Annotated in this window: 18 protein-coding genes; 6 read left to right on the top strand and 12 right to left on the bottom strand. The window is 73.7% G+C overall.

Features of this window, described 5'->3' with window-relative positions; translation table 11 throughout:
• Positions 1–9 precede the first annotated feature (9 nt).
• Entirely contained in the window at positions 10–555 is a 546-nt protein-coding gene (locus EV384_RS01845) for a CGNR zinc finger domain-containing protein (RefSeq protein ID WP_130329507.1), read from the top strand.
• On the opposite strand, the gene EV384_RS01850 is transcribed toward EV384_RS01845, so the two are convergent.
• The 6 genes from EV384_RS01850 to EV384_RS01875 all read right to left on the bottom strand — a co-directional run bounded on the left by EV384_RS01850 (position 522) and on the right by EV384_RS01875 (position 9671).
• Complete coding sequence (locus EV384_RS01850) at positions 522–1118, bottom strand: GNAT family N-acetyltransferase (protein WP_130329509.1); 597 nt, start codon at positions 1116–1118, stop codon at positions 522–524. The genes EV384_RS01845 and EV384_RS01850 overlap by 34 nt on opposite strands.
• Before the next feature lie 104 nt (positions 1119–1222).
• Positions 1223–2632: a class II fumarate hydratase gene (locus tag EV384_RS01855; protein ID WP_207232217.1), complete on the bottom strand. Its 1410-nt coding sequence runs from the start codon at positions 2630–2632 to the stop codon at positions 1223–1225.
• A gap of 35 nt (positions 2633–2667) precedes the next feature.
• A complete protein-coding gene (locus EV384_RS01860; protein WP_130329513.1) occupies positions 2668–5649 on the bottom strand; it encodes an AfsR/SARP family transcriptional regulator in 2982 nt (993 codons plus the stop codon).
• 259 nt (positions 5650–5908) lie between these two features.
• Positions 5909–7576 (bottom strand): fumarate hydratase, encoded by a 1668-nt coding sequence (locus EV384_RS01865; protein WP_130329515.1) that lies wholly within the window; start codon positions 7574–7576, stop codon positions 5909–5911.
• Between the two features lie 85 nt (positions 7577–7661).
• Positions 7662–9035, bottom strand: coding sequence for a PQQ-binding-like beta-propeller repeat protein (locus EV384_RS01870; protein ID WP_130340157.1), 1374 nt, complete (start codon positions 9033–9035; stop codon positions 7662–7664).
• 150 nt (positions 9036–9185) lie between these two features.
• Entirely contained in the window at positions 9186–9671 is a 486-nt protein-coding gene (locus tag EV384_RS01875) for an Lrp/AsnC family transcriptional regulator (protein ID WP_130329517.1), read from the bottom strand.
• A 139-nt stretch (positions 9672–9810) separates the two neighbouring features.
• Here EV384_RS01875 and hppD point away from each other — a divergent pair, with 139 nt between their 5' ends.
• Genes hppD through hisC form a run of 4 tightly spaced genes read left to right on the top strand, consistent with a single transcriptional unit; the run spans position 9811 to position 13799 of the window.
• Positions 9811–11010 (top strand): 4-hydroxyphenylpyruvate dioxygenase, encoded by a 1200-nt coding sequence (gene hppD, locus EV384_RS01880; RefSeq protein WP_130329519.1) that lies wholly within the window; start codon positions 9811–9813, stop codon positions 11008–11010.
• Positions 11011–11020: 10 nt separating this feature from the next.
• Positions 11021–11764 (top strand): RDD family protein, encoded by a 744-nt coding sequence (locus tag EV384_RS01885; RefSeq protein WP_130329521.1) that lies wholly within the window; start codon positions 11021–11023, stop codon positions 11762–11764.
• On the top strand, positions 11761–12699 hold the full coding sequence (locus EV384_RS01890) for an RDD family protein (protein WP_130329523.1): 939 nt from the start codon (positions 11761–11763) through the stop codon (positions 12697–12699). The genes EV384_RS01885 and EV384_RS01890 overlap by 4 nt, the downstream gene beginning before the upstream one ends.
• Complete coding sequence (gene hisC, locus EV384_RS01895; RefSeq protein ID WP_130329525.1) at positions 12696–13799, top strand: histidinol-phosphate transaminase; 1104 nt, start codon at positions 12696–12698, stop codon at positions 13797–13799. The genes EV384_RS01890 and hisC overlap by 4 nt, the downstream gene beginning before the upstream one ends.
• A 28-nt stretch (positions 13800–13827) precedes the next feature.
• Here hisC and EV384_RS01900 read toward each other — a convergent pair whose 3' ends face one another.
• From EV384_RS01900 to EV384_RS01915, 4 genes are all read right to left on the bottom strand, one after another.
• Entirely contained in the window at positions 13828–15081 is a 1254-nt protein-coding gene (locus EV384_RS01900) for an outer membrane protein assembly factor BamB family protein (RefSeq protein ID WP_130329527.1), read from the bottom strand.
• Positions 15082–15202: 121 nt separating this feature from the next.
• A complete protein-coding gene (locus EV384_RS01905; RefSeq protein WP_130329529.1) occupies positions 15203–15685 on the bottom strand; it encodes an SRPBCC family protein in 483 nt (160 codons plus the stop codon).
• A 150-nt stretch (positions 15686–15835) separates the two neighbouring features.
• On the bottom strand, positions 15836–17035 hold the full coding sequence (gene fahA, locus EV384_RS01910; protein WP_130329531.1) for a fumarylacetoacetase: 1200 nt from the start codon (positions 17033–17035) through the stop codon (positions 15836–15838).
• Entirely contained in the window at positions 17032–17889 is an 858-nt protein-coding gene (locus EV384_RS01915) for a hypothetical protein (RefSeq protein ID WP_130329533.1), read from the bottom strand. Before EV384_RS01915 ends, fahA begins: the two co-directional genes overlap by 4 nt.
• Before the next feature lie 94 nt (positions 17890–17983).
• Here EV384_RS01915 and EV384_RS01920 point away from each other — a divergent pair, with 94 nt between their 5' ends.
• The gene (locus tag EV384_RS01920; protein ID WP_130329535.1) at positions 17984–19150 is read left to right on the top strand and encodes a homogentisate 1,2-dioxygenase; all 1167 of its coding nucleotides are present in this window, start codon (positions 17984–17986) and stop codon (positions 19148–19150) included.
• A 33-nt stretch (positions 19151–19183) separates the two neighbouring features.
• On the opposite strand, the gene EV384_RS01925 is transcribed toward EV384_RS01920, so the two are convergent.
• Together EV384_RS01925 and EV384_RS01930 are read right to left on the bottom strand one after the other, a co-directional pair.
• The gene (locus tag EV384_RS01925) at positions 19184–20209 is read right to left on the bottom strand and encodes a tetratricopeptide repeat protein (RefSeq protein WP_130329537.1); all 1026 of its coding nucleotides are present in this window, start codon (positions 20207–20209) and stop codon (positions 19184–19186) included.
• A gap of 101 nt (positions 20210–20310) precedes the next feature.
• Complete coding sequence (locus tag EV384_RS01930; protein WP_130329539.1) at positions 20311–21666, bottom strand: AfsR/SARP family transcriptional regulator; 1356 nt, start codon at positions 21664–21666, stop codon at positions 20311–20313.
• Positions 21667–21809: the final 143 nt, after the last annotated feature.

A 21809-nucleotide genomic window follows, 5' to 3' on the forward strand; every position in this document is an offset into this window, starting at 1 on the left:
GGAGTCAAGTTGCTCTTCGCCCATGACACCGAAAGCGCCCTGACCGCCACGGCGGCGCTGGTCAACACCGTCGGCCCCGACCTGGAGGGGCTGCCCGACGTGGCCGCCCTGGACGAGTTCTTCACCGCGCACTCCTGGACCGGCCGGCACGAGCACACCGAGGCGGAGCTGAGCTCGGTCCGCGCCCTCCGGCCCCGGCTGCGCCGGCTCTGGCACGCGGAGACCGACGAGGTGGTGGCGATCGTCAACGGGCTGCTCCGCGAGTCGAGCGCCCTGCCGCAGCTCATCCGGCACGACGACCAGCCGTACCACCTGCACGCCGTGCCGCGCGACGCGCCGCTGGCGACCCGGATGGCGGTCGAGGCGGCGATGGCGCTGGCCGACCTGGTCCGCAGCGGCGAGCTGAGCCGGCTGCGGATCTGCGACCACCCGGACTGCGACAACGTCCTGGTCGACCTGTCGAAGAACCGGTCCCGCCGGTTCTGCGACGCCGGCTGCGGCAACCGCGCCGCCGTCACCGCCTACCGGGCCCGCAAGGCGGCCGGCCGCTCGTGACCGCCGGGACGCCAGTCCTCCCGGCGCAGCTCGTACTCCACCTCACCGTGCTCCGTCCCCGGGATCGGGTCGTCCCAGGTCAGGTGGAAGGTGCGGACGTACCGCAGGCCCGCCTTCGCCATCACCCGCCGCGACGCCACGTTGACCGCCATCGTCTCCGCCCAGACCCGCCGTACTCCCGCGGTCCCGAGGGCGTGCCGGACCAACGCCCGCGAACCCTCGGTGGCCAGGCCCGACCCCCAGGCCGACCGGCGTAGCCGGTAACCCAGCTCGGCCTCCGTGCCGTCGTCGGAGGGGGTGAGCGCGAACCAGCCCAGAAATTGCCCGGTGACCCGGTCGAGCGCCGCCCAGCGGCCGAGGTCAGGATGGCGGTCGTACTGCGCGAGGGTCCGGGTCAGCTGCTCCCGGATGGTCTCGACCGGGGTCGGCCGGCCGTTGGTCAGGAAGCGCATGACCTCCGGGTCGCTGTCCAGCTCGACCAGGTGGCCCACGTCGTCCACGGTCAACCGGCGCAGCCGCAGCCGCCCGGTCTCCAGCAGCACGCGGTCGTCGTCTCCGAGCATGGCCGGATGATGCCGCGCCGACGCCGGCCCGGCGAGGGAATATCCGTCACTCCGTCGCACCGCCACCTCGGCAACGTGGCGTCGTCCGGCCGGCCGGGGCCCGGTCAGGGGTGGGTCATCCGGAGCAGGTCGAGGGCCTCGTCGAGCTGGCTCTCGGAGAGCTTGCCGGAGTCGACGTGGCCGCGGGCGATGACCACCTCGCGGATGGAGATCTGCTTCGCCAGCGCCTCCTTGGCGATCGAGGCGGCCTCGTCGTACCCGAGGTGACGGTTGAGCGGGGTGACGATCGACGGCGAGCCCTCCGCGTACGCGAGACAGACCTCGGCGTCCGCGACCAGGCCGACCACCAGTCGGTCGGCGAAGAGCCGGCTCGACGCGGCCAGCAGCCGGATCGATTCGAGCAGGTTCCGGCCCATCACCGGGAGCATCACGTTCAGCTCGAAGTCGCCCTGGCTGCCGGCGAAGGCCACCGCGGCGTCGTTGCCGATCACCTGGGCGCAGACCTGCCGCATCGCCTCCGCGACCACCGGGTTCACCTTGCCGGGCATGATCGACGAGCCGGGCTGGAGGTCGGGGATGCGCAGCTCGCGCAGGCCGGCGCGGGGACCGGAGCCCATCCAGCGGATGTCGTTGGCCATCTTGTAGAGCCCCACGGCGATGGTGCGCAGCTGCCCGGAGGTCTCCACCAGCGCGTCCCGGGCGCCCTGCGCCTCGAAGTGGTTGCGCGCCTCGGTCAACGGCAGGCCGGTCGAGCCGCGCAGCTTCTCGATCACCTTCGCCGCGAAGCCGAACGGGGTGTTGATGCCGGTGCCCACGGCGGTGCCGCCGAGCGGCAGCTCGGCCAGCCGGGGCAGCGCGGACTCCAGCCGCTCCATCCCGTAGCGGACCTGGGCGGCGTAGCCGCCGAACTCCTGGCCCAGGGTGACCGGAGTGGCGTCCATCAGGTGGGTACGCCCGGCCTTGACCACGGTCTCGAACTCGGCCGCCTTCTCCTCGAGCGCCCCGGCCAGGTGCCGGAGCGAGGGGATCAGATCCTCCACCACGAACTGGGTGGCGGCCAGGTGGATCGAGGACGGGAAGACGTCGTTGCTGGACTGCGAGGCGTTGACGTCGTCGTTCGGGTGCACGGGACGACCCAGCTCCCGGCTGGCCAGGGTGGCGATCACCTCGTTGGTGTTCATGTTGGACGAGGTGCCCGAGCCGGTCTGGAAGACGTCGACCGGGAACTGGTCGTCGTAGCCGCCGTCGGCCACATGCGCGGCGGCGGTGGCGATCGCCTCGGCCACGTCCGCGCCGATCACGCCCAGCTCGCCGTTCACCTGGGCGGCGGCGCCCTTGATCTGGGCCAGCGCCTTGATCTGGGCCGGTTCCAGGCCCCGCCCGGAGATCGGGAAGTTCTGCACCGCGCGCTGGGTCTGCGCCCGCCACAGCGCCTCGGCGGGCACCTCGACCTCGCCCATCGAGTCGCGTTCGATCCGGTAGCCGGTCGCCTCTGGAGTCGTCACGCGTACCATCCTGCCGCGCCCGCCGCCGACTCGCAGATGATCGCTCAGTCCAGCTCGGCGAGGAGCCGGACGACCTCCTCGCCGTCCGACGACCTCACCTGACGGAACAGCTCCAGCGCCCGGGTCCAGTGCGACCGGGCCGCCGCCGGGTCGGTGTCCCGCAGGCACCGGGCGATCCCGTCCAACGCCCGGGCCAGCTCGTAGCGGGCACCCAGCCGGGTGGCATCGGTGAGCACCCGGCGGTGCAGGTCCAGCGCGCTGGCCGCGTCCCCCTGGTCGCGCATCGCCCGGGCCAGCAGGTTGCGGGACGCGCACTGGCCGATCCGGTCCCCCACCTCGGTCATCTCGACCAGCGCCTCGCGGTGCCGGGCCGCCGCCGCGTCCGGCCGGCCCAGCGAGCGCTCGATCGCCCCCAGCTCGTTGAGCAGCTCGCCCACCCCGTAGTGGTTGCCGATCCGGCGCTTCCAGCGCAGCGCCACCTCCAGGCGGCGCACGGCGGCCCCGGCGTGCCCGAGCCGCGCCCGGGCCATCCCGACATGCCCGATCCCGTTGGCCACGTCGTGCAGCGTGCCGACGTCGCGGGACAGCGCGAGCTGTCGGCGGGACACCAGCAGCGCCTCCTCGGGACGCCCGGCCATCAGCAGGATCGCCGCCTTGTTGGTGAAGAGCGCCACGGTCCCCCGGGCGTGGCCGGCAGCGCGCAGCAACACCAGCGCCCGGTCCAGGTGGCTGAGGGCGCTCGCCATGTCGCCACTGATGGCGCAGACGATCGCGGCGTTCTTGTGGGTGCCGGCCTGGGCGATTCGGTCTCCCAGCCGCTCCCGGAGCCGCAGGGCGGTCTCCATCGAGGTGAGCGCCTCCCGGTAACGGGCGAGGCGGTAATAGCCGGACGCGAGATAGTTGTGCATCGTCGCCACCGCGTCGTCGTCGCCCGAGCGCTCGGCGGCGCGCAGACCGATGGTGTGGGCCTCGATCAGCTCGTCGAGGTGGCCAGCGGCGAACCAGTAGCTCCAGCAGGCCCGCGCCAACTGCCAGCAGTACCGGAGCTGACCCTCCTCCTCGGCCAGTCGTGCCAACGCGACCAGCGTGGTGCGGTTCTCGTCGAGCCAGTCGAGGCCCTGCGACCGACACACCTCGATCAGGTCGGGGCGGGCCACCGGGGAAAGGGGCAACGCCGCCGCGCTGGCCGAGCGGTCGACCAGACGGGCGAGTTCGGCGCCGGCGTGCAGGTGGAAGTTGAGCAGCCGCTCCACCGCCGCCGGCCGCTCCACCGCGGCGTCGGGCTCCGCCAGCCGGTGCCGGGCGAAGTCCCGGACCAGGTCGTGGAAGCGGAACCGGCCCGGTTCCGGCTCGTCGGCGAGGTGCGCGTCGACCAGGCCGTCCACCAGGTCCTGCGCCTCGGGCAGCGGCAGGTCGGCGAGCGCCGCCGCCACCCGGTTGTCGAAGAAGCCCCCTGGATGCAGCGCCAGCAACCGGAACATCCGCTGCATGGCCGGACCGATCTGCGCGTACGAGAGGGCGAAGGCCTGACCGACGGAGCGTTCGCCGGCCGACAACTCGGTGAGCGCATCGCGGCCGGCGACGAGGCGGTCCGCCAGGTCCCGGACCCGCCATCGTGGCCGGTGGGCGAGCCGGGCGCCGGCCACCCGGATCGCCAGCGGCAGGTGACCGCAGCGACGGACCACCTCGGCGGCCGCCTCCGGCTCGGCGGCCACCCGGTCGGCCCCCACCACCCTGCCGAGCAACTCGACGGCCTCTTCCGGATCCAGCACGGCCAGTGACGACGGCTTGCCGCCGTCCAGCCCGGTGAGCCGGCGGCGGCTCGTGATCAGGGTGAGGCAGTCCCGGCCGTTGGGGAGCAGCGGCGCGACCTGGGCGGCCCTGGCTGCGTTGTCGAGGACGACGATCGCCCGTCGCCCGGAGAGCTCGCTGCGCCACAGGGCCGCGCGCTCGTCGGAGTCGGCGGGGATGCGCTCGCCGGACACGCCGAGCTGGCGGAGCAGGCCGGCCAGGGCGGCGGCCGGCGACACCGGCTCGCGGTCGCTGTGGCCGTGCAGGTCGATGAAGAGCTGCGCGTCGGGGTAGCGCGGCGCCAGGGCGGTGGCCAGGTGCACCGCGAGGGTGGTCTTGCCGCTGCCCGCCATGCCGTCGATCAGCTGGATCCGGACCGCGTCGTCCTCGATCTCCTTCACCAGCCGCGCCACCGTCTGCTGCCGGCCGGTGAAGTCGCTGATCGCCCGGGGCAGGGAGCGGACCGGCGCGAGGGGCGCCTCCTCGGAGCCCGTCAGGGCCAGATCGCCGGCGAGCACCCGCTGGTGCAGCTCCTGCAACGCCCCGCCAGGCTCGATCCCCAGTTCCTGGGCGTAGGTCCGGCGACCCTCCCGGTAGACGCCGAGGGCGTCGGCCTGCCGACCGACCGCGGAGAGAGCGAGCATCAACTGTCCCCGCAGCCGCTCCCGCAGCGGGCTCTGGTCGACGCTCTCGGTCAGCTCGTCAATCAGGTCGGCCGCCTGTCGCAGCCGCAGCTCGACGTCGACGCACTCCTCCAGCACGGAGAGCCGCTGCTCGTCGAGCAGCTGGGCGCGGCGGCGCACGCTCCGGCTCGGGATGCCGCTCAGCGCCGGGCCGTGCCAGAGGGCGAGCGCGGTCCGGTAGTGCTGGCGCGCCTCGGTCGGCTGCCCGGCGACGACGGCCGCCCGGGCGGCCTCGACGCCCCGGGCGAAGACCTCCGCGTCCAGGTCGGCCGGCTCGATCCGGATCCCGTACCCGACCGGGTCGGTGACGATGATCTCCGGCGGCACTCCGAGTGCGGCGAGGCGCTGTCGCAGTCGCGACACGCAGATCTGGAGCTGGGCGCGGGCGGTGGCCGGCGGTCGCTCCTCCCAGACCGCGTCGACCAGCTCCTCGAGGGGCACCACCCGACCGACGCGGAGCAGCAGCATGGCGAGCACGACCCGGTCCCGACCCGCCGTGACGGTGGCTTCGCCGCCACCGACCCGCAGGGGTCCCAGGATCCCGAACCGCATCTGCCCCCCGCACGCCGTCTGTGGAACTTCCAGCAGAGTAACCCGCCGGTAACCAATCGCCCCGAGCAGGCGATAGCGATGTGATAGCGGATCGACAGCGGTGGAGTCGACACTCGTGCCGGGTTGTCGGTGACGGCATCCGACGGGGGCGGTGCGCCCGACCGGCATCGCCCGGCCGGGCGCACCGATGTCGAATGAGCACCGGACGACGGAGGGGCGTCGGGCCTACGGCCCGGCGCCCCTCCCAGCTCCCCGTCGGTCAGCGGCGGCCGACCGTCAGCACCGGCTTGGTGACCTCGGCGAAGAAGTCGTTGCCCTTGTCGTCGACGACGATGAAGGCCGGGAAATCCTCCACCTCGATCTTCCAGACCGCCTCCATGCCCAACTCCGGGTACTCCAGGACCTCTACGTGCTTGATGCAGTCCTGGGCCAGCCGGGCGGCGGGGCCGCCGATCGAGCCGAGGTAGAAGCCGCCGTGCTGGTGGCAGGAGCGGGTCACCTGGGCGGACCGGTTGCCCTTGGCCAGCATCACCTGGGAGCCGCCGGCAGCCTGGAACTTCTCCACGTACGCGTCCATCCGGCCGGCGGTGGTCGGGCCGAACGAGCCGGAGGCGTACCCCTCTGGAGTCTTGGCCGGGCCGGCGTAGTAGACCGCGTGGTCGCGCAGGTACTGCGGCATCGGCTCGCCCGCGTCCAGCCGCTCGGCGATCTTGGCGTGGGCGATGTCCCGGGCCACGACGAGCGGGCCGGTCAGCGACAGCCGGGTCTTCACCGGGTACTTGGACAGCTCGGCACGGATCTCGTCCATCGGCCGGTTCAGGTCGACGCGGACGACCTCCTCGGTGTCCAGCGTCTCGTCGGTGACGTCGGGCAGGAAGCGCGCCGGGTCGGTCTCCAGGCGCTCCAGCCAGACGCCCGACGGGGTGATCTTGGCGACGGCCTGCCGGTCCGCCGAGCAGGAGACGGCGATCGCCACCGGGCAGGAGGCGCCGTGTCGGGGCAGCCGGACCACCCGCACGTCGTGGCAGAAGTACCGGCCGCCGAACTGCGCGCCGATGCCGAAGTTGCGGGTCAGCTCCAGCACCTCGGCCTCCAGCTCCAGGTCGCGGAAGCCGTGCGCGCTCATCGAGCCGGCGGTGGGCAGCGCGTCGAGGTACTTGGCGGAGGCGTACTTGGCGGTCTTCAGCGCGTACTCGGCGGAGGTGCCGCCGATGACGATGGCCAGGTGGTACGGCGGGCAGGCCGCGGTGCCGATCAGCCGCAGCTTCTCCTCCAGGAACTGCATCATCCGGGTGGGATTCAACAGCGCCTTGGTCTCCTGGTAGAGGTACGACTTGTTGGCCGAGCCGCCCCCCTTGGCCATGAAGAGGAACTTGTACGCGTCGGGGTGCCCGTCCGGGTCCTCGGCGTAGAGCTCCACCTGGGCGGGCAGGTTGCTGCCGGTGTTCCGCTCGTCCCACATGGTCAGCGGGGCGAGCTGGGAGTAGCGCAGGTTCAGCTTCGTGTACGCCTGGTAGACGCCGCGGGAGATGGCCTCCGCGTCGGCGCCGTCGGTGAGCACGTGCCGGCCCCGCTTGCCCATCACGATCGCGGTGCCGGTGTCCTGGCACATCGGCAGCACCCCGCCGGCGGCGATGTTGGCGTTGCGCAGCAGGTCCAGCGCGACGAACCGGTCGTTCGGCGAGGCCGCCGGGTCGTCGATGATCGACCGGAGCTGGGCCAGGTGCGCCGGACGGAGGAAGTGGGCGATGTCGTGCATCGCCTCGGCGGTCAGCGCGGTCAGCGCGGACGGCTCCACGGTGAGGAACCGACGGCCACCCGGGCCGTTGACGACATCGACGCCCTCGTCGGTGACCAGGCGGTACTCCGTCTGATCGGGACCGGTCGGCAGCAAGGGGGCGTACGAGAACGCGGCGGCACTGCTCATGGACGAAAAGCCTAGGGCAGGCCGGTCGATCGTTGGCACCCGCCGGGTGGGTGCTGGGACGCCGCTCTCACCCGGCACCGTCGGCTCAGTCGCAGAGTTCCCGCTTCGGGCCGCAGCTGCCCTCGTCGGAGGGGGGTTGCCAGGTGCTGCCGGGGTTCGGGCCGGGAATGCCGCCCTCCTCGGGCGGAGCCGGCACGGAGCTGCCGGCGCCCCAGCGGACGTACCCGATCTCCCGGCCCTCCCCGATGATCATGCCGTTGCGGCCGACCGCCAGGACGTTGGCCGAGGTCCGCAGGACCGCCAGCTCGCCGCCGGTACGCGGGGCGACCGCGATCAGCCGGGACGGCTTCTCCTCGGCGATCACCGCCGCGTACGGGGTGAGCGCCGCGCCGCTCTTCCCGCCGGCGGCCCGGGTCCAGCGGGTCCGGTCCACCGACAGCTCCCGGCCGAGGATGGACCGCTTGTCGGCGCTGCGCACCAGCGCGTACCGGTCGTCGACGGCGAGCAGCTTCGCCCCGTCGCCGCCGACCTGGAGCAGCCGGCCGTCGTACCCGTCGATCACCGCCTCGCGGCCGTCCGGGCCGACCCCGATCAGCACGTTGCGGGCACCCTGCGGGTCCTCCCGCTGCACGCACCCGGCGTAGTCGGAGGTCCGCAGGTTCAGCCCGGTACGCCGCCACACCTCCTGCCCGGTGGCCGGGTCCTGGCCGGAGACGGTGAAGTAGCAGGTGCCGTCGCGGGAGGTGGCGGTGATCCGGAGCAGCCGGCCACCGATGACCGCCAGCCGTTCCTCCCGGCCGGGCTGGACGTTCTGCAGCACCCGGCCGGTGGCGGTGTCCACCACGTGCACCCGCCCGTCGACCGGGAAGCCGAGCAGCGGCGGGACGGACTCCGGGCCGGCCACCCCGCCGTCGATGCGCGGCGCGGTGAACCGGCGGGTGCCGAGCAGGTCCGGGTTGTCGGCGAGCAGGCCGCTGTGCACGCCGGGCAGGAAGGCGGTCCACAGTGGCCGGGTACCGCGCGGCTCCCAGGCGCTCAGGGTGCAATCGGTGGCCTCGACGCAGCGGACGTCGAGGATCGCGTTGCGGTACGTCCAGACCGCCACCGCGTCGCCGTCCCGGCGGCGTACCGCCCCGGTGGTGGGGTCGAGCAGCTCGTACCCCTTGACCAGCAGCTTGCCCACGGCGACGACCGGGTCCCGGTCGCCGCCGGCCACCGCCGACCAGTCCGCCTTGCGCTCCCAGAGCTGGGTGCCGGTGGCCAGGCTGCGCGCCTCCACCCGGGTGCGCTGCTCGACGATGACGGTGTCGCCGGCGATGGTGACGCTCTTCGGGGTGCCGCCGACCCGCTGCTGCCAGACCACGTCCGGCTCGGAGATCGGCTGGCTCCGGTCGACCCAGTCCCACACGGTCGGGAACGGATTCCACACCCCGGTCGCGGCGAGCAGGACGACCGCGATCAGCGCGAGGAACAGGTAGCACCTCACGCACGGGCCGTTCCCCTTCGCCACATCGGACACGGTAGCGACGATCACCGTCTCCCCGAGCCCCCGAGTGGCCGTGTCGCCGAGCTTTCTTCGCCGATCTGGGCGTTTTGCACCGAACGGGCCTCAGCGCACGGCCGAGCGGACCAGGGGGAGGGTGCGGTAGGGGATCTGCTCGGCGAGGGCGATGATCGTGGAGGCGCGGGTGATGCCCTCCGAGGAGACGATCTGGTCGATCACGCGTTGGAGGTCCGTGTTGGAGCGGGCCACGATGCGGCAGAGCAGGTCGCTGGAGCCGGTGATGGTGTGCGCCTCCAGCACCTCGGGGATGGCCGCCAGGTGCGCGGTGACCGGGTCGTGCCCGTGCCGCTGGCTGATCTCCAGGGTGACGAAGCTGGTCACCCCGAAGCCGATCGCGGCCGGTGAGATCTCCGGCCCGAAGCCGGCGATCACGCCCCGGTCGACCAGCTTGTCCAGCCGGGCCTGGACGGTGCCCCGGGCCACCCCGAGCCGCCGGGAGCACTCCAGCACCCCGATCCGCGGCTCCGCCGCGAGCAGTTCGACCAACCGCACGTCCAGCTCGTCGAGCTGTACATCCTGACCAGCGTTCATGGGGTAACACCCTACCGAATGCGCAACCTGACCAGCATTTCGGCGAAGGGTTGCCCAACCCGGCGGGACCCAGCGATCCTCGCCACACGAGCAAACAACGGCGGCCCACGAGGCCGGCCGGTACGCAAGGGAGGCCACCATGACCCAGGCGATCGACCGACCGACGGACGAGGTCGACGTCGACGCGCTCGTCGGCGCCGTCGACCACGACATCAGCCGCGACCCGTTCCCGGTCAAGGGCCTCGACCACGTGCACTTCCTGGTCGGCAACGCCAAGCAGGCCGCGCACTACTACTCCACCGCGTTCGGCATGACCTGCGTGGCGTACCGGGGTCCGGAGCAGGGCTACCGGGACCACGCCCAGTACGTGTTGACCAGCGGCTCGGCCCGGTTCGTGCTGACCGGCGCGGTCCGCCCCGACGCCGAGGGCGCCGAGCACGTCGCCAAGCACAGCGACGGCGTCTCCGACATCGCGCTGGAGGTGCCGGACGTCGACGCCGCGTACGCGCACGCCGTCGCGCAGGGCGCGACCGGCCTGGTCGAGCCGCACGACGTGAGCGACGAGCACGGCACGGTCCGGACGGCCGCGATCGCCGCGTACGGCGACACCCGGCACACCCTGATCGACCGGTCCCGCTACACCGGCCCGTTCCTGCCCGGCTTCGTGGCCCGCGGCCCGATCGTGGACCGGCAGCCGATGATCGACGCCGGCATCCAGCCGAAGCGCTTCTTCCAGGCGATCGACCACGTGGTCGGCAACGTCGAGCTCGGCAAGATGGACGAGTGGGTGGAGTTCTACAAGCGCGTCATGGGCTTCAGCAACATGGCGGAGTTCATCGGCGACGACATCGCCACCGACTACTCGGCGCTGATGAGCAAGGTCGTGGCCAGCGGCACCCGCAAGGTGAAGTTCCCGCTCAACGAGCCGGCCGTGGCCCGCAAGAAGTCGCAGATCGACGAGTACCTGGAGTTCTACCAGGGCCCGGGCGCCCAGCACATCGCCGTGGCCACCAACGACATCCTGGCCAGCGTCGACGCGATGCGCGCCGCGGGCGTCGAGTTCCTGGACACCCCGGACTCGTACTACGACGACCCGGAGCTGCGCGCCCGGATCGGCCAGGTCCGGGTGCCGATCGAGGAGCTGAAGGCCCGCAAGATCCTGGTCGACCGGGACGAGGACGGCTACCTGCTCCAGATCTTCACCAAGCCGGTGCAGGACCGGCCGACGGTCTTCTTCGAGCTGATCGAGCGGCACGGCTCGCTCGGCTTCGGCAAGGGCAACTTCAAGGCCCTGTTCGAGGCCATCGAGCGGGAGCAGGAAGCGCGCGGCAACCTGTAACACTGTCCGCGTGACGCAGCCTCCCCCGAACAGCACGCCGCCGCCCGCCGGGCCCCCGCCCGCGGGCGGCGGCTTCGCGCCGCCCACCGGCGCCGCCCCCCTGCGGTACGCCGTGCCGGGGCAGCACACCCCGCCCACGTACGCCGGACTGCCGGCCTACCCCGGGCCCGGGCCCGGCTGGGCGCCGCACCCGGGCTACCAGCACCCGGGCTATCCGCCCCCGCCGCTGGCCCCGAACGGCCAGCCGCTGGCCAGCTTCACCGACCGGCTGCTCGCCTGGCTGATCGACACCGCCGTGGCGAGCCTGCTGGCGATCGTGCTCTTCGTACCGTTCTTCGGCTGGATCTGGTACCGCATGTTCACCGAGATGCTGAAGGTCAACCCGGACGGGACGATGACCGAGCCCGACCCGGCGCGGATGATGAGCGACTTCGTCGTCCCGCTGCTGCTCGCCGAGGCCGGACTGATCCTGGTGCTCTTCGTCTTCTACTGGCTCTACCACGTCGAGTACGCCCACCGGACCGGGCAGACGCTCGGCAAGAAGGCGATGAAGATCCGGATCGTGCCGGTCGACCCGGCGCGGACCCTGACCCGGGGCATGGCGGGCAAGCGGTACCTGATCGAGTTCGTGGCCGGCTCGCTGGTTCCCTTCCTCAACTACGTCGACGGGCTCTGGCAGGTCTGGGACAAGCCCTGGCAGCAATGCCTGCACGACAAGTTCGCGGGCACCGTCGTAGTTAAGGTTGCTCCGTGACAGTGCAACCTGGTTGGTACGTCGACCCCGCCGAGCCCGAGACCAGACGGTACTGGGACGGCGAGGGGTGGATCGGCGCGCCGATCCCGGTCGACGCCACCCCACCCGAGGGCCCGCCGCCGGCCGAACCGACCCCGGCGCCCCCGGCCGCCCCGCCGTCCCCGGCCCCCGTCTCCGCCGGCCCCGGCCCCGGACCGCACCCCGGTCACCCGGGCGCGGCGCAGCCCGGCCCGGGGCCCTGGCCGGGACCGGGGTACGCCCCCGGACCGGGGCACCCGCAGGGACCGCCGCCCGGCTGGCCGTACCCGACCTGGCCGGGACGGCCGCCCGAGCCGCGCCCGCACGGGCTGCCGCTCGCCTCGTACGGCGTCCGACTGGTCGCCCGCCTGATCGACTTCGGCATCCTGCTCCTGCTCAACGTCGCCGTGAACGGCTGGTTCGTCTGGCGCCTCATCGCTGAGGTCGCTCCGTTCTGGCAGGAGCTCTGGCGGCGGGCCGAGACGGGTGACACCACCACCGCGCCGCCACCGCCCGCCGGCGCGCAGACCGACGCGCTGTGGCTCGCCATCGTGCTGATCGCCGCCGCGCTGTGGTTCGCCTACGAGGTGCCGGCGATGGCCGCCAGCGGGCAGACCTTCGGCAAGCGGGTGATGCGGGTCCGGGCGGTGCCGATCGAGGCCGACCAGCCACTCGGCTTCGGGCGGGCGACCCGGCGGTGGAGCACCCTGGGCCTGCCCACCCTGCTCTGGTACTGCGCCGGCTTCGGGCTGCTGCTCCAGTTCATCGACGCGGTCTCCCCGCTCTTCGACCATCCGCTGCGCCAGGCGCTGCACGACAAGCGCGCCCAGACCGTGGTGGTCCAGGTCCCCCGCGGCAAGCCCGACACCCGTACCGCCCCGCGCGACCGCGCCAACCCACCGGGAGACACCCCATGACCGACACCGGACGTCACCAGCCGCCGCTGCGGCTGACCCGCGCCGACCTCGACGCGCTCCCCAACTACGTGCCCGGCCGGAGCCCGGCCGACCTGGCCCGCGAGCTGGGCCTGCCCGAGGCGATCAAGCTGGCCAGCAACGAGGTGCCGTACGGCCCGCTGCCCGGCGTGGTGGAGGCGGTCGCCGAGGCGGCCGCCGGCTCGCACCGCTACCCGGACATGGGCGTGGTGGCGCTGCGCCAGGCCCTGGCCGAGCGGTACGGCGTGGACGCCGAGCGGATCGCCACCGGCTGCGGCTCGGTGGCGCTGGCCGAGCACCTGGTCCGGGCCACCTGCCTCCCCGGCGACGAGCTGCTCTACTCGTGGCGGTCCTTCGAGGCGTACCCGATCATCGCCGCGACCAGCGGCGCGACCAGCGTGCGGGTGCCCAACGACGCCGGGCACGGCCACGACCTCGCCTCGATGGCCGCGGCGGTGACCGACCGGACCCGGATGATCCTGGTCTGCAACCCGAACAACCCGACCGGCACCGCCGTGCGCAAGGCGGAGCTGGACCGCTTCCTCGACGCGGTGCCGGAGGACGTGCTGGTGGTGATCGACGAGGCGTACCGGGAGTTCGTCACCGACCCCGAGGTGCCGGACGGCCTGACCTACCTGGACCGGCCGAACGTCGTCGTGCTGCGCACCCTGTCCAAGGCGTGGGGCCTGGCCGGCCTGCGGATCGGCTTCCTCGTCGCCGCCCCGGAGGTGGCCGCCGCCGTCCGCAAGGTGGTCACGCCCTTCTCCACCAGCATGGCCGCCCAGGCCGGCGCGCTGGCCGCGCTGGCCCAGGCCGACGAGGTGGAGCGCCGGTGCGCGCTGGTCGTCGCCGAGCGGGACCGGGTCACCGAGGCGGTGCGCAAGTTCGTCCCGGACGTGCCGGCCAGCCAGGCCAACTTCGTCTGGCTGCCGTTGGGCGACCGGGCCGTCGAGTTCGGCAAGGCGTGCGAGGCCCGCGGCGTGATCGTCCGGCCGTTCGCCGGCGACGGGGTGCGGGTCACCATCGGCACCCCGGCCGAGAACGACGCCTTCCTCGCCGCCGCCGAGTCGGCGCTGGCCTGACCGGGCTGCTCGCCGCGACCCGACCCGGTCAGGTCGCGGTGAGCAGCACCGGCTCCGACATCAGGAAGTACGCCTGGTCGTCCGAGTCCGGGGTGGCCTGCTCCCGGACCCGTTCCACGGCGAGGTAGCCGTCCGCCGCGTACGCCCGCCCGGGCACCCAGCCCACCCCGTCTCGGCCGATGTCCATCGCGAAGCGGGACCGCCCGGCGCCGGTGCTCGGGTCGAGGGTGACCAGGTCGTTCCGCTCGGTCAGCAGGTGCACCCGACCGGGCTGCGCGGCGATGATCCGCACCGGCCCGAGGTCGGCCCGCCGCCACAGCTCCTCGCCGGTCCGCGCCGACCGCCCGGTCAGCACCCCACCGGTGCTGCCGACGGCCCGTTCGCCGGCGAGTTCGGCGTCCGGCCCGTCCAGGCCGGGCGCGGCGACCGGCTCGCCGACCCCGACCAGCCAGCCCCGGCCGGCGTCGTCGCCGGGCCCGGCGGTCCGCAGCCCCCGGCACTCCGAGTGCCCGTCGACGCAGCCCACCGGGGTCACCACCAGCTCGTTCGCGCCGCCCGGGGGGCGCCAGCGGGTGCGTACCGCCCCGGTCGCCGCGTCCCGGAACTCGACCGTCGCCGGGCCGGCGCAGCCGTCCACGGCGATCAGCTCGCCGGTCGCGGTGGTCCCCACGTCGGTACGGCAGCCACCCTGGAGGTCGGCCCGCCAGAGCTGCCGGCCGTCGGCCAGCGCGAACCCGCCCACCTGCCGCCGGCCGGCGGCCACCAGCACCGCGCGGCCGTCGGCGGTACGGGTGACGTGCAGCCCCGCCTGGTCCCAGACCGTCGACGCGAAGGTACGCCGGGGCTTCGGCACCGGCTCCGGCTCCGGCCCGTCCGCCCGCCAGGCGACCCGCCCGGTCCGGGCGTCCAGCGCCACGAGGGTCCCGTCGGACCAGCGGCTGACCACCGTGGTGCCGCTGGCCAGCACGCCGACGAGCTTCGCCGGCCAGCGCCGGTACGACCAGAACGGGGTGACCCGGTGCTTCCCGTCGACCGGCTGGTCGGCGTACACCTGGCGGGTGCCGGCGTAGACCCGGAGCCGGCCGTCCACGATCAGCGGGGCCACCGGCAGCCGGCCGATCACCCCGACCTCGGGGGTGGCCGCGGGCGGGTAGGCGCCCCGGGCGACCGTGCTCACCTCGGCAGGGGCGAGGACCCGGTAGACGACCGCGGCGACCGCGCCGACGGCGAGTACCGCCGCGAGCGCCGTCACGACCCGCCGTCGTCCCGTGGGGAACCCCATGCCGCACCTCCGCCCGGCACCCTACCCAGCGGCGGCTCCAGGTCGCAGCGCGGCGCCAGACGCGCCGAGCTGGAGTTGCCCGAGAACCCCGCATCCCCCTGTCAGGTGGAGGCGGGTCGGGTCAGGCGGCCTCGGCGGAGGAGGCGGGGGCGACGGCGCGGGCCAGGTCGGCCAGGTCGCGCCGGAGGGCGCCCTCGACCGCGCGGGCGGCGAGGCCGCCGAGGATCAGGGCCAGCACCCGGCCGTACGGGGCGGTCGGCACCGCCTCCTGCTCGACGGTGACCTGGGTGCAGCCGCGCCGGCGCCGCTCGACCGTCCGCAGCGTCCAGGTGATCCGGTAGTCCACGCCGGCACCCCGGGAGCTGAGCACCAGCCGGTGCGGCGCGACGGCCTCCACCACGAGGAACTCCTCGGACTCCTCGTCGCCGCCCGGGCGGACCCGGGTCTCCCGCCAGGCGGTGCCGGCGGCGAAGCCCCCGGTGGTGAGCACCTCCACCGCGCCGACGCCGGAGAGCCAGCCGGCCCGGCCGGCGAGGTCGGTGAGGAGCCGCCAGACGTCGACGTCCTGCGCTTCGATGAATGCGGTAACCGTCACCGTCGACATGACACCTCCCGTGTCGTCCACGGTACGGCGCGTGAACGGGAAACGGGGAGCCCTCGGTGACATTTCCGCCACCGGCGCCCCGGGCGGGGCACCGGAGGACGGGTCGGTTCAGCGCCGGATCGCCCCGGCGCGGATCGCGGTGGGGCCGGTTCAGCGGGCGGGGAGGATGCTCCCGGTGACCTCGCCCAGGGCGATCGTGGTGCCGTCCGGGCCGGGCGCGGTGGCCGTGATGGTGACCGTGTCGCCGTCCTCCAGGAACGTCCGGGTGCCACCGTCGGCGAACTTGACCGGCTCGGCGCCGCCCCAGGTCAGCTCCAGGAACGAGCCGACCTGGCTCCGGTCCGGGCCGGAGACGGTGCCGGAGGCGTAGAGGTCGCCGGTACGCAGCGACGCGCCGTTGACGGTGAGGTGGGCGAGCTGCTGGGCCGGCGTCCAGTACATGGTGGCGAAGGGCGGCTCGCTGACCCGCTCGCCGTTCCACTCGACCGTCAGCCTGAGGTCCAGCCCGAGGCGCGGGATGTCGTGCAGGTACTCCTGCACCGGCGGGTCCTGGTCCGGGGCGGGCACGAAGGCGTCGGCCAGCGCGTCCAGCGGCGTCACCCAGGCCGAGACCGAGGTGGCGAAGGACTTGCCGAGGAACGGCCCGAGCGGCTGGTACTCCCAGGCCTGGATGTCCCGGGCGGACCAGTCGTTGACCAGCACCACGCCGAAGACGTGGTCGGCGAAGTCGGCCACCGCGACCCGGTCGCCGAGCACGCTCGGCACGCCGACCACGAAGCCGACCTCGGCCTCGATGTCCAGGCGTAGGGAGGGGCCGGTGGTCGGGCCCTGCGCGCTGGCCCGCTGCCCGCAGGGGCGGACCACCGGGGTGCCGGAGACCACCACCGTCCCGGCCCGGCCGTGGTAGCCGATCGGCACGTGCTTCCAGTTCGGCAGCAGCGGCGGCTGGCCGGGGCGGAAGATCTGCCCGACGTTGCCGGCGTGGTGCTCGGACGAGTAGAAGTCGACGTAGTCGGCGACCTCGAACGGGAGCAGCAGCTCCACCGCGCGCAGCGGCACCAGCAGCGGCTCCACCGCCGGCCGGTGGGTGGTGTCGGTGAGCAGCTCGGTGACCCGCTGCCGGACGGCAATCCACTGCGGGCGGCCCAGCGCCATGAAGTCGTTCAGCGTGGGCCGGCCGAGCGCCCCTGCGGCCAGCACCAGGTCGGCCGCCTCCGCGCCGGCCAGGTCCAGCACGAAGTCCCCGATCCGTACGCCGATCCGCGGCTCCTGCCCGCCGCGCCGGAACACCCCGTACGGCAGGTTCCGCACCCCGTACGGCGAACCGTTGGCTTCCGTCACCCAGGTCATTGCTCGTAGCCCCCGTTCACCAGCCCCAGCCGGATCAGATCGGTCAGTGGTTCCTCAATGCTGCACGAGCCGTACCCGATCCAGAGCGGACGCTCCGCGTCGCGGTCGGCCCGCGCCCGCTCGACCAGCCGGACCGGGTCCGTGGCGGCGAGCAGCTCGGCCACCGCGTCCACCTCGGCGCCGTCGGTGGCGGCGAGCGCGGCGGCGAGCACGTTGACGAAGCCGTGGTGGGTGAAGCCGGTCTCCGGGTCCCGGTGTCGCACCGCGTGGTGCAGCCCGGCGGTCAGCTTGAACGGCAGCTCCCGGTCGCGGCAGGCGGAGATCACCGCGGCCAGCTCGACCGGCGTCGGGAAGAGCTCGGCGGCCAGGCCGCCGGTGCGGAACTTCGCCGCCACCGGCAGCCCGCCGGCCCGCGCCTCGGCGACCGCGTCCAGCGCCCCCATCAGCCCGAAGGCCAGCGGGATCTCGGCGTGCACGGGGATGCCGCCCAGCCGCTCGGCGAGCTTGACCAGCTCGGCCAGGCCCGGCTGCGGGTCCTCGCCGCGCTTGGCGACGGCCGCCTCGACCTGCCGGGCGGTGATCCGGGGGTCGGCCTCGGCGAGCACCGCGTCGAGCTGGCCGATCGGCACGTCGCCGATGACGCCGACCGCCACCGGCTCGTCCGGGTCGAGCAGGTCGGGCAGCTCCGGCAGCGTCGAGGCGGGCAGCAGCAGCGGGCCGACCAGGTCGGCGTACCAGGCGCTGCGGTGCCGCCGGTGGGCGACCACCGCGTCGGGCAGCGCGGCGCTGCCGGGCGGGAAGACGGCGGCGTCGTCGACGAGACCGGCGAAGAGGCGGGGCACCTGCGTTGACACGAGACAAGAATTTACGGGACGCTACAAGGAACGGACAACAGCGTCCGATTATCGGACGTCACCGGCCGGAGAACGCGACATATCGGGAGGCGAGATGCCGTACTACCGTAGCGTCGGCGAGGTGCCCCGCAAGCGCCACACCCAGTTCCGCCAGCCCGACGGCAGCCTCTACGCCGAGGAGCTGGTCGGCCAGGAGGGCTTCTCCTCCGACTCGTCCCTGCTCTACCACCGGCACGCGCCGACCGCGATCGTCGCCGCCGAGGAGTTCACCCCGCCCGGCTTCACCCGGGTGCCCAACCTGCCGCTCAAGCCGCGCCACCTGCGCACCCACAAGCTCGACGGGGCCGGCGCGGACCCGGTGCTCGGCCGGCAGTACCTGCTCGCCAACGACGACGTCCGGATCGCGTACGTGCTGGCCGACCGGCCGTCCCCGCTGTTCCGCGACGCCACCGGCGACCACTGCCTCTACCTGGAGTCCGGCTCGCTGCGGGTGGAGTCCCCGTTCGGCGTGCTCGACGCGGTGGCCGGCGACTACGTCATCATCCCCACCTCAACCATCCACCGGCTGGTGCCCACCGGCGACGAACCCGCCCGGCTGCTCGCCGTCGAGGCCGCCGGCCACATCGGCCCGCCCAAGCGCTACCTCTCGGTCCGCGGCCAGTTCCTGGAGCACGCGCCGTACTGCGAGCGGGACGTCCGGGGGCCGGACACCCCGCTGCTGGTCGACGAGACCGACGTCGAGGTGCTGGTCCGGCACCGGCGCGGTTGGACGAAGTACGGCTACGCCCACCACCCGTTCGACGTGGTCGGCTGGGACGGGCACATGTACCCGTGGGCGTTCTCCATCCACGACTTCGAGCCGATCACCGGGCGCATCCACCAGCCGCCGCCGGTGCACCAGACCTTCCAGGGCCCGAACTTCGTGATCTGCTCGTTCGTGCCCCGCAAGGTGGACTACCACCCGGACGCCATCCCGGTGCCGTACAACCACCACAACGTCGACTCCGACGAGATGCTCTTCTACACCGGCGGCAACTACGAGGCCCGGCGCGGCTCCGGCATCGAGCAGGGCTCGATCTCGCTGCACCCGTCCGGCTTCACCCACGGCCCCCAGCCGGGCGCCGCCGAGCGCTCCATCGGCGTCGACTTCTTCGACGAACTGGCCGTCATGGTCGACACCTTCCGGCCCCTCGACCTCTGCGACGCGGCATCGGCCTGCGAGGACTCCGGCTACGCCTGGACCTGGGCGCGGCGTCCGTAGCCACGATCGGGGTCGCGAAACCCCGACCACCGGTCAGCGCAGGGAACGGGCGAAGACCGCGAGCTCGGCCAACGCGGCGGCGACGATCGCGGCGACCAGCGGCCACGGCGTTCCGACCAGCGCGTAGAGCAGGAGCAGCACCGGCCCGGCGGCCACCGCGTAGACCGCCAGCGCCAGGCTCCGGTCGGAGCGGAGCAGGCCGGGCAGGATCATGCGGAGCAGCCCCGGCACCCGGGTCGAGTGGCGCCACACCACCAGCGCCCCGCCGAGCGCGGCCAGCGCGGCGAAGACCCGGGAGAAGCCCGGCCCGGCCGGAGCCAGGAAGGCGACCAGCACGGTCGCGATCAGCGACCAGCCGGCGCCGTAGAGCACCAGCCGGCGCAGACCGTCCGAGATGGTACGACGAGTGTCGGTCCCCGCCGGGTCGATCGCGGCCGCCTCGACCAGGTGCTCCAGCGCTTCGGCGTAGCGGCGCTGCTCCAGCCGGATCACGCCCATGTCGTGCCGGGCCACGGCCAGCTCCGGGTCCAGCCGCAGCGCCTCCCGGTAGGCCCGTTCGGCGAGGTCGTACACCTCCAGCCGGGCCGACACCAGACCGAGCACCAGGTGCGCCTGCGGCTCCTCCGGGGCCAGCTCGACGCCCCGCCAGGCGGCGTTGAGGGCCTGCTGCCCGTTGCGCGAGCCGGCCAGGATCGCGGCGGCGCTGCGCTGGGCGTACGCGTCGGTCGGGCCGAGCGCCAGGATCTCGTCGGCGGTCCCCGCGGCGGCCTTGAACTCGCCCAGGTCGACCAGCGCGAACCCCCGCGCCACCAGCGGCGGTACGGCGCCCGGGGCGGCGGCGACCGCGGCCTCGGCGGCGGTGAGCGCCTCGGTCGACCGGTCGGCGGCGAGGTGCACCCGGGCCAGCATGGTCAACGCCTCGGCGTTCGCCGGGTCCAGGGCGACGGCGAAGCCCAGCTCACCGGCGGCCTCCTCGTAGCGGCCCAGCTCGGCGAGGAGCTGCGCGCGCTGAAGGTAGCCGTCAGCGGCGGACTGGTCGGGGGCGGCGTCACTCGACATCCCGGCGAGCCTAGTCGCCCTCCCCCGGGAACGCCGATCGCCGCCGCCCGGAACAGCCGCCACCGCCGATCCGACCGTCCAGCCGATCGGCGGAAGGCCGGTCAGGCGCTGCGGCAGGGCGACTGGGCGACCGGGCGACCGCACGTCCCCAGGCTGCACCAGCGTCGCAGCCCGGCTTCGTCCAGGAAGAGCCAGCCGCAGCGCTCGTCGGGACAGGTCCGGACGGTGAACCGGCGTGGATCGGCCAGCAGTTGGGCGGCGCTCCACGCGGCGGCGTGCAGGGGCAACCGGAGCCCGGCGGCGAGGTCGGGCCACCAGCGCCCGCGCCCGTCGGTGTCGCGCCGGAACACCAACTGCTTCGCGGCGGCCTCCGCGTACCGGGCGACCACGTCGAACGCCCGCCGGTCGTCCGGGTCGGTCAGGCAGGCGTACAGCTCGGCCCGGAGGTGCCGGGCCTCGGTGAGCACCTCGTCCGCCTGGTCGGGGTCCCGCCCGGCCAGCTGCAGGAGCCGGCTCACCGAGACGTCATCGATCAGACCGACGTGACCGGCCCACACGGCCAGGGTGGGGTAGCCGCGCAGCCACTCCGAGCCGGGCAGCGGCGGTTCGTGCCCCCAACCGGCGAAGGTGTTGCAGAACTCCAGCGCCGGATGGCCCCCCACGCTCCACGGCAGGCTCTCGTCCCGTACCCGCACCTCGTACACCGGGCGCCCGGGCCGATCGAGTCGGTCGTCGCCGCGGAGGATCCGGCGGTGCACCTCACGCAGTCTCGGCCCCGGCTCGATCCCGAGCTCGTCCACGAGCATCTCCCGGGTGGTCCGGTACAGCCGCAGCGCGTCGGCCTGCCGGCCGCCCCGGTACAGCGCGGTCATCAGGGTGGCGACGAGCTGCTCCCGGCTCGGGTACCGCGCGGCCAGCGGGACCAGCTCGGCGATCGCGCGGGCGTGCTGGCCCAGCGCGAGCTGCGCCTCGGCGCGCAGCTCGAACCCGACCAGCCGGAGCTCCTCGACCGTCCCGTGGAGCCGGTCCCGCAGCTCGTCGTCGGCCGCGTCGGCGAGCAGCGGTCCCCGCCAGAGCGCCAGCCCACGGTCGAGCAGGCGCACCCGCTCGGCGGGATCGGCGGCGCCGCTGGCCTGCCGGACGAGCCAGCCGAACTCGTCGACGTCGATCCGGTGCCCGTCCGCCTCGACGAGATACCCGTCGCCCCGGGTGCTGATCCGCACCCCGTACGGCGTCAGCGACCCCCGCAACCGCCCGATGTACGTCTGCAGGGCGCCGCGCGCCGAAACCGGCGGGCGGCCGTTCCACAGCAGGTCGACGAGGCGGTCGGTGGTGACCACACGTCCCGCGTCGAGCAGCAGGATACCGAGGAGGCAGCGCTCCTGGCGTCGGCATCCGACCTCGACGAGGTCGCCCTCGTGGCGGGTCTCGAAGGGTCCGAGCAGTCGAAATTCCATACCGAACAGGACAGGCTGGCCCGCGCCGGCGGTTGTCACGGCCGGTGCGCGAATGGTGGGTGCCGCGGCGACAGGCACGGTGCCCGGCCCGGTTCGGCGTGTACCCCGCGGCGCGCGGTGAGCGGGTGGTGAGCGGAGCTGGT

The sequence above is a fragment of the Micromonospora kangleipakensis genome, assembly GCF_004217615.1.
GTDB classification, from domain to species: domain Bacteria; phylum Actinomycetota; class Actinomycetes; order Mycobacteriales; family Micromonosporaceae; genus Micromonospora; species Micromonospora kangleipakensis.

Bases quoted from the DNA above. Each gene is read 5' to 3' on its own strand.
- EV384_RS01850 (WP_130329509.1), bottom strand. From the start codon at position 1,118: ATGCTCGGAGACGACGACCGCGTGCTGCTGGAGACCGGGCGGCTGCGG.
- EV384_RS01855 (WP_207232217.1), bottom strand. From the start codon at position 2,632: ATGGTACGCGTGACGACTCCAGAGGCGACCGGCTACCGGATCGAACGC.
- EV384_RS01860 (WP_130329513.1), bottom strand. From the start codon at position 5,649: ATGCGGTTCGGGATCCTGGGACCCCTGCGGGTCGGTGGCGGCGAAGCC.
- EV384_RS01865 (WP_130329515.1), bottom strand. From the start codon at position 7,576: ATGAGCAGTGCCGCCGCGTTCTCGTACGCCCCCTTGCTGCCGACCGGT.
- EV384_RS01875 (WP_130329517.1), bottom strand. From the start codon at position 9,671: ATGAACGCTGGTCAGGATGTACAGCTCGACGAGCTGGACGTGCGGTTG.
- hppD (WP_130329519.1), top strand. From the start codon at position 9,811: ATGACCCAGGCGATCGACCGACCGACGGACGAGGTCGACGTCGACGCG.
- hisC (WP_130329525.1), top strand. From the start codon at position 12,696: ATGACCGACACCGGACGTCACCAGCCGCCGCTGCGGCTGACCCGCGCC.
- EV384_RS01900 (WP_130329527.1), bottom strand. From the start codon at position 15,081: ATGGGGTTCCCCACGGGACGACGGCGGGTCGTGACGGCGCTCGCGGCG.
- EV384_RS01905 (WP_130329529.1), bottom strand. From the start codon at position 15,685: ATGTCGACGGTGACGGTTACCGCATTCATCGAAGCGCAGGACGTCGAC.
- fahA (WP_130329531.1), bottom strand. From the start codon at position 17,035: ATGACCTGGGTGACGGAAGCCAACGGTTCGCCGTACGGGGTGCGGAAC.
- EV384_RS01920 (WP_130329535.1), top strand. From the start codon at position 17,984: ATGCCGTACTACCGTAGCGTCGGCGAGGTGCCCCGCAAGCGCCACACC.
- EV384_RS01925 (WP_130329537.1), bottom strand. From the start codon at position 20,209: ATGTCGAGTGACGCCGCCCCCGACCAGTCCGCCGCTGACGGCTACCTT.
- EV384_RS01930 (WP_130329539.1), bottom strand. From the start codon at position 21,666: ATGGAATTTCGACTGCTCGGACCCTTCGAGACCCGCCACGAGGGCGAC.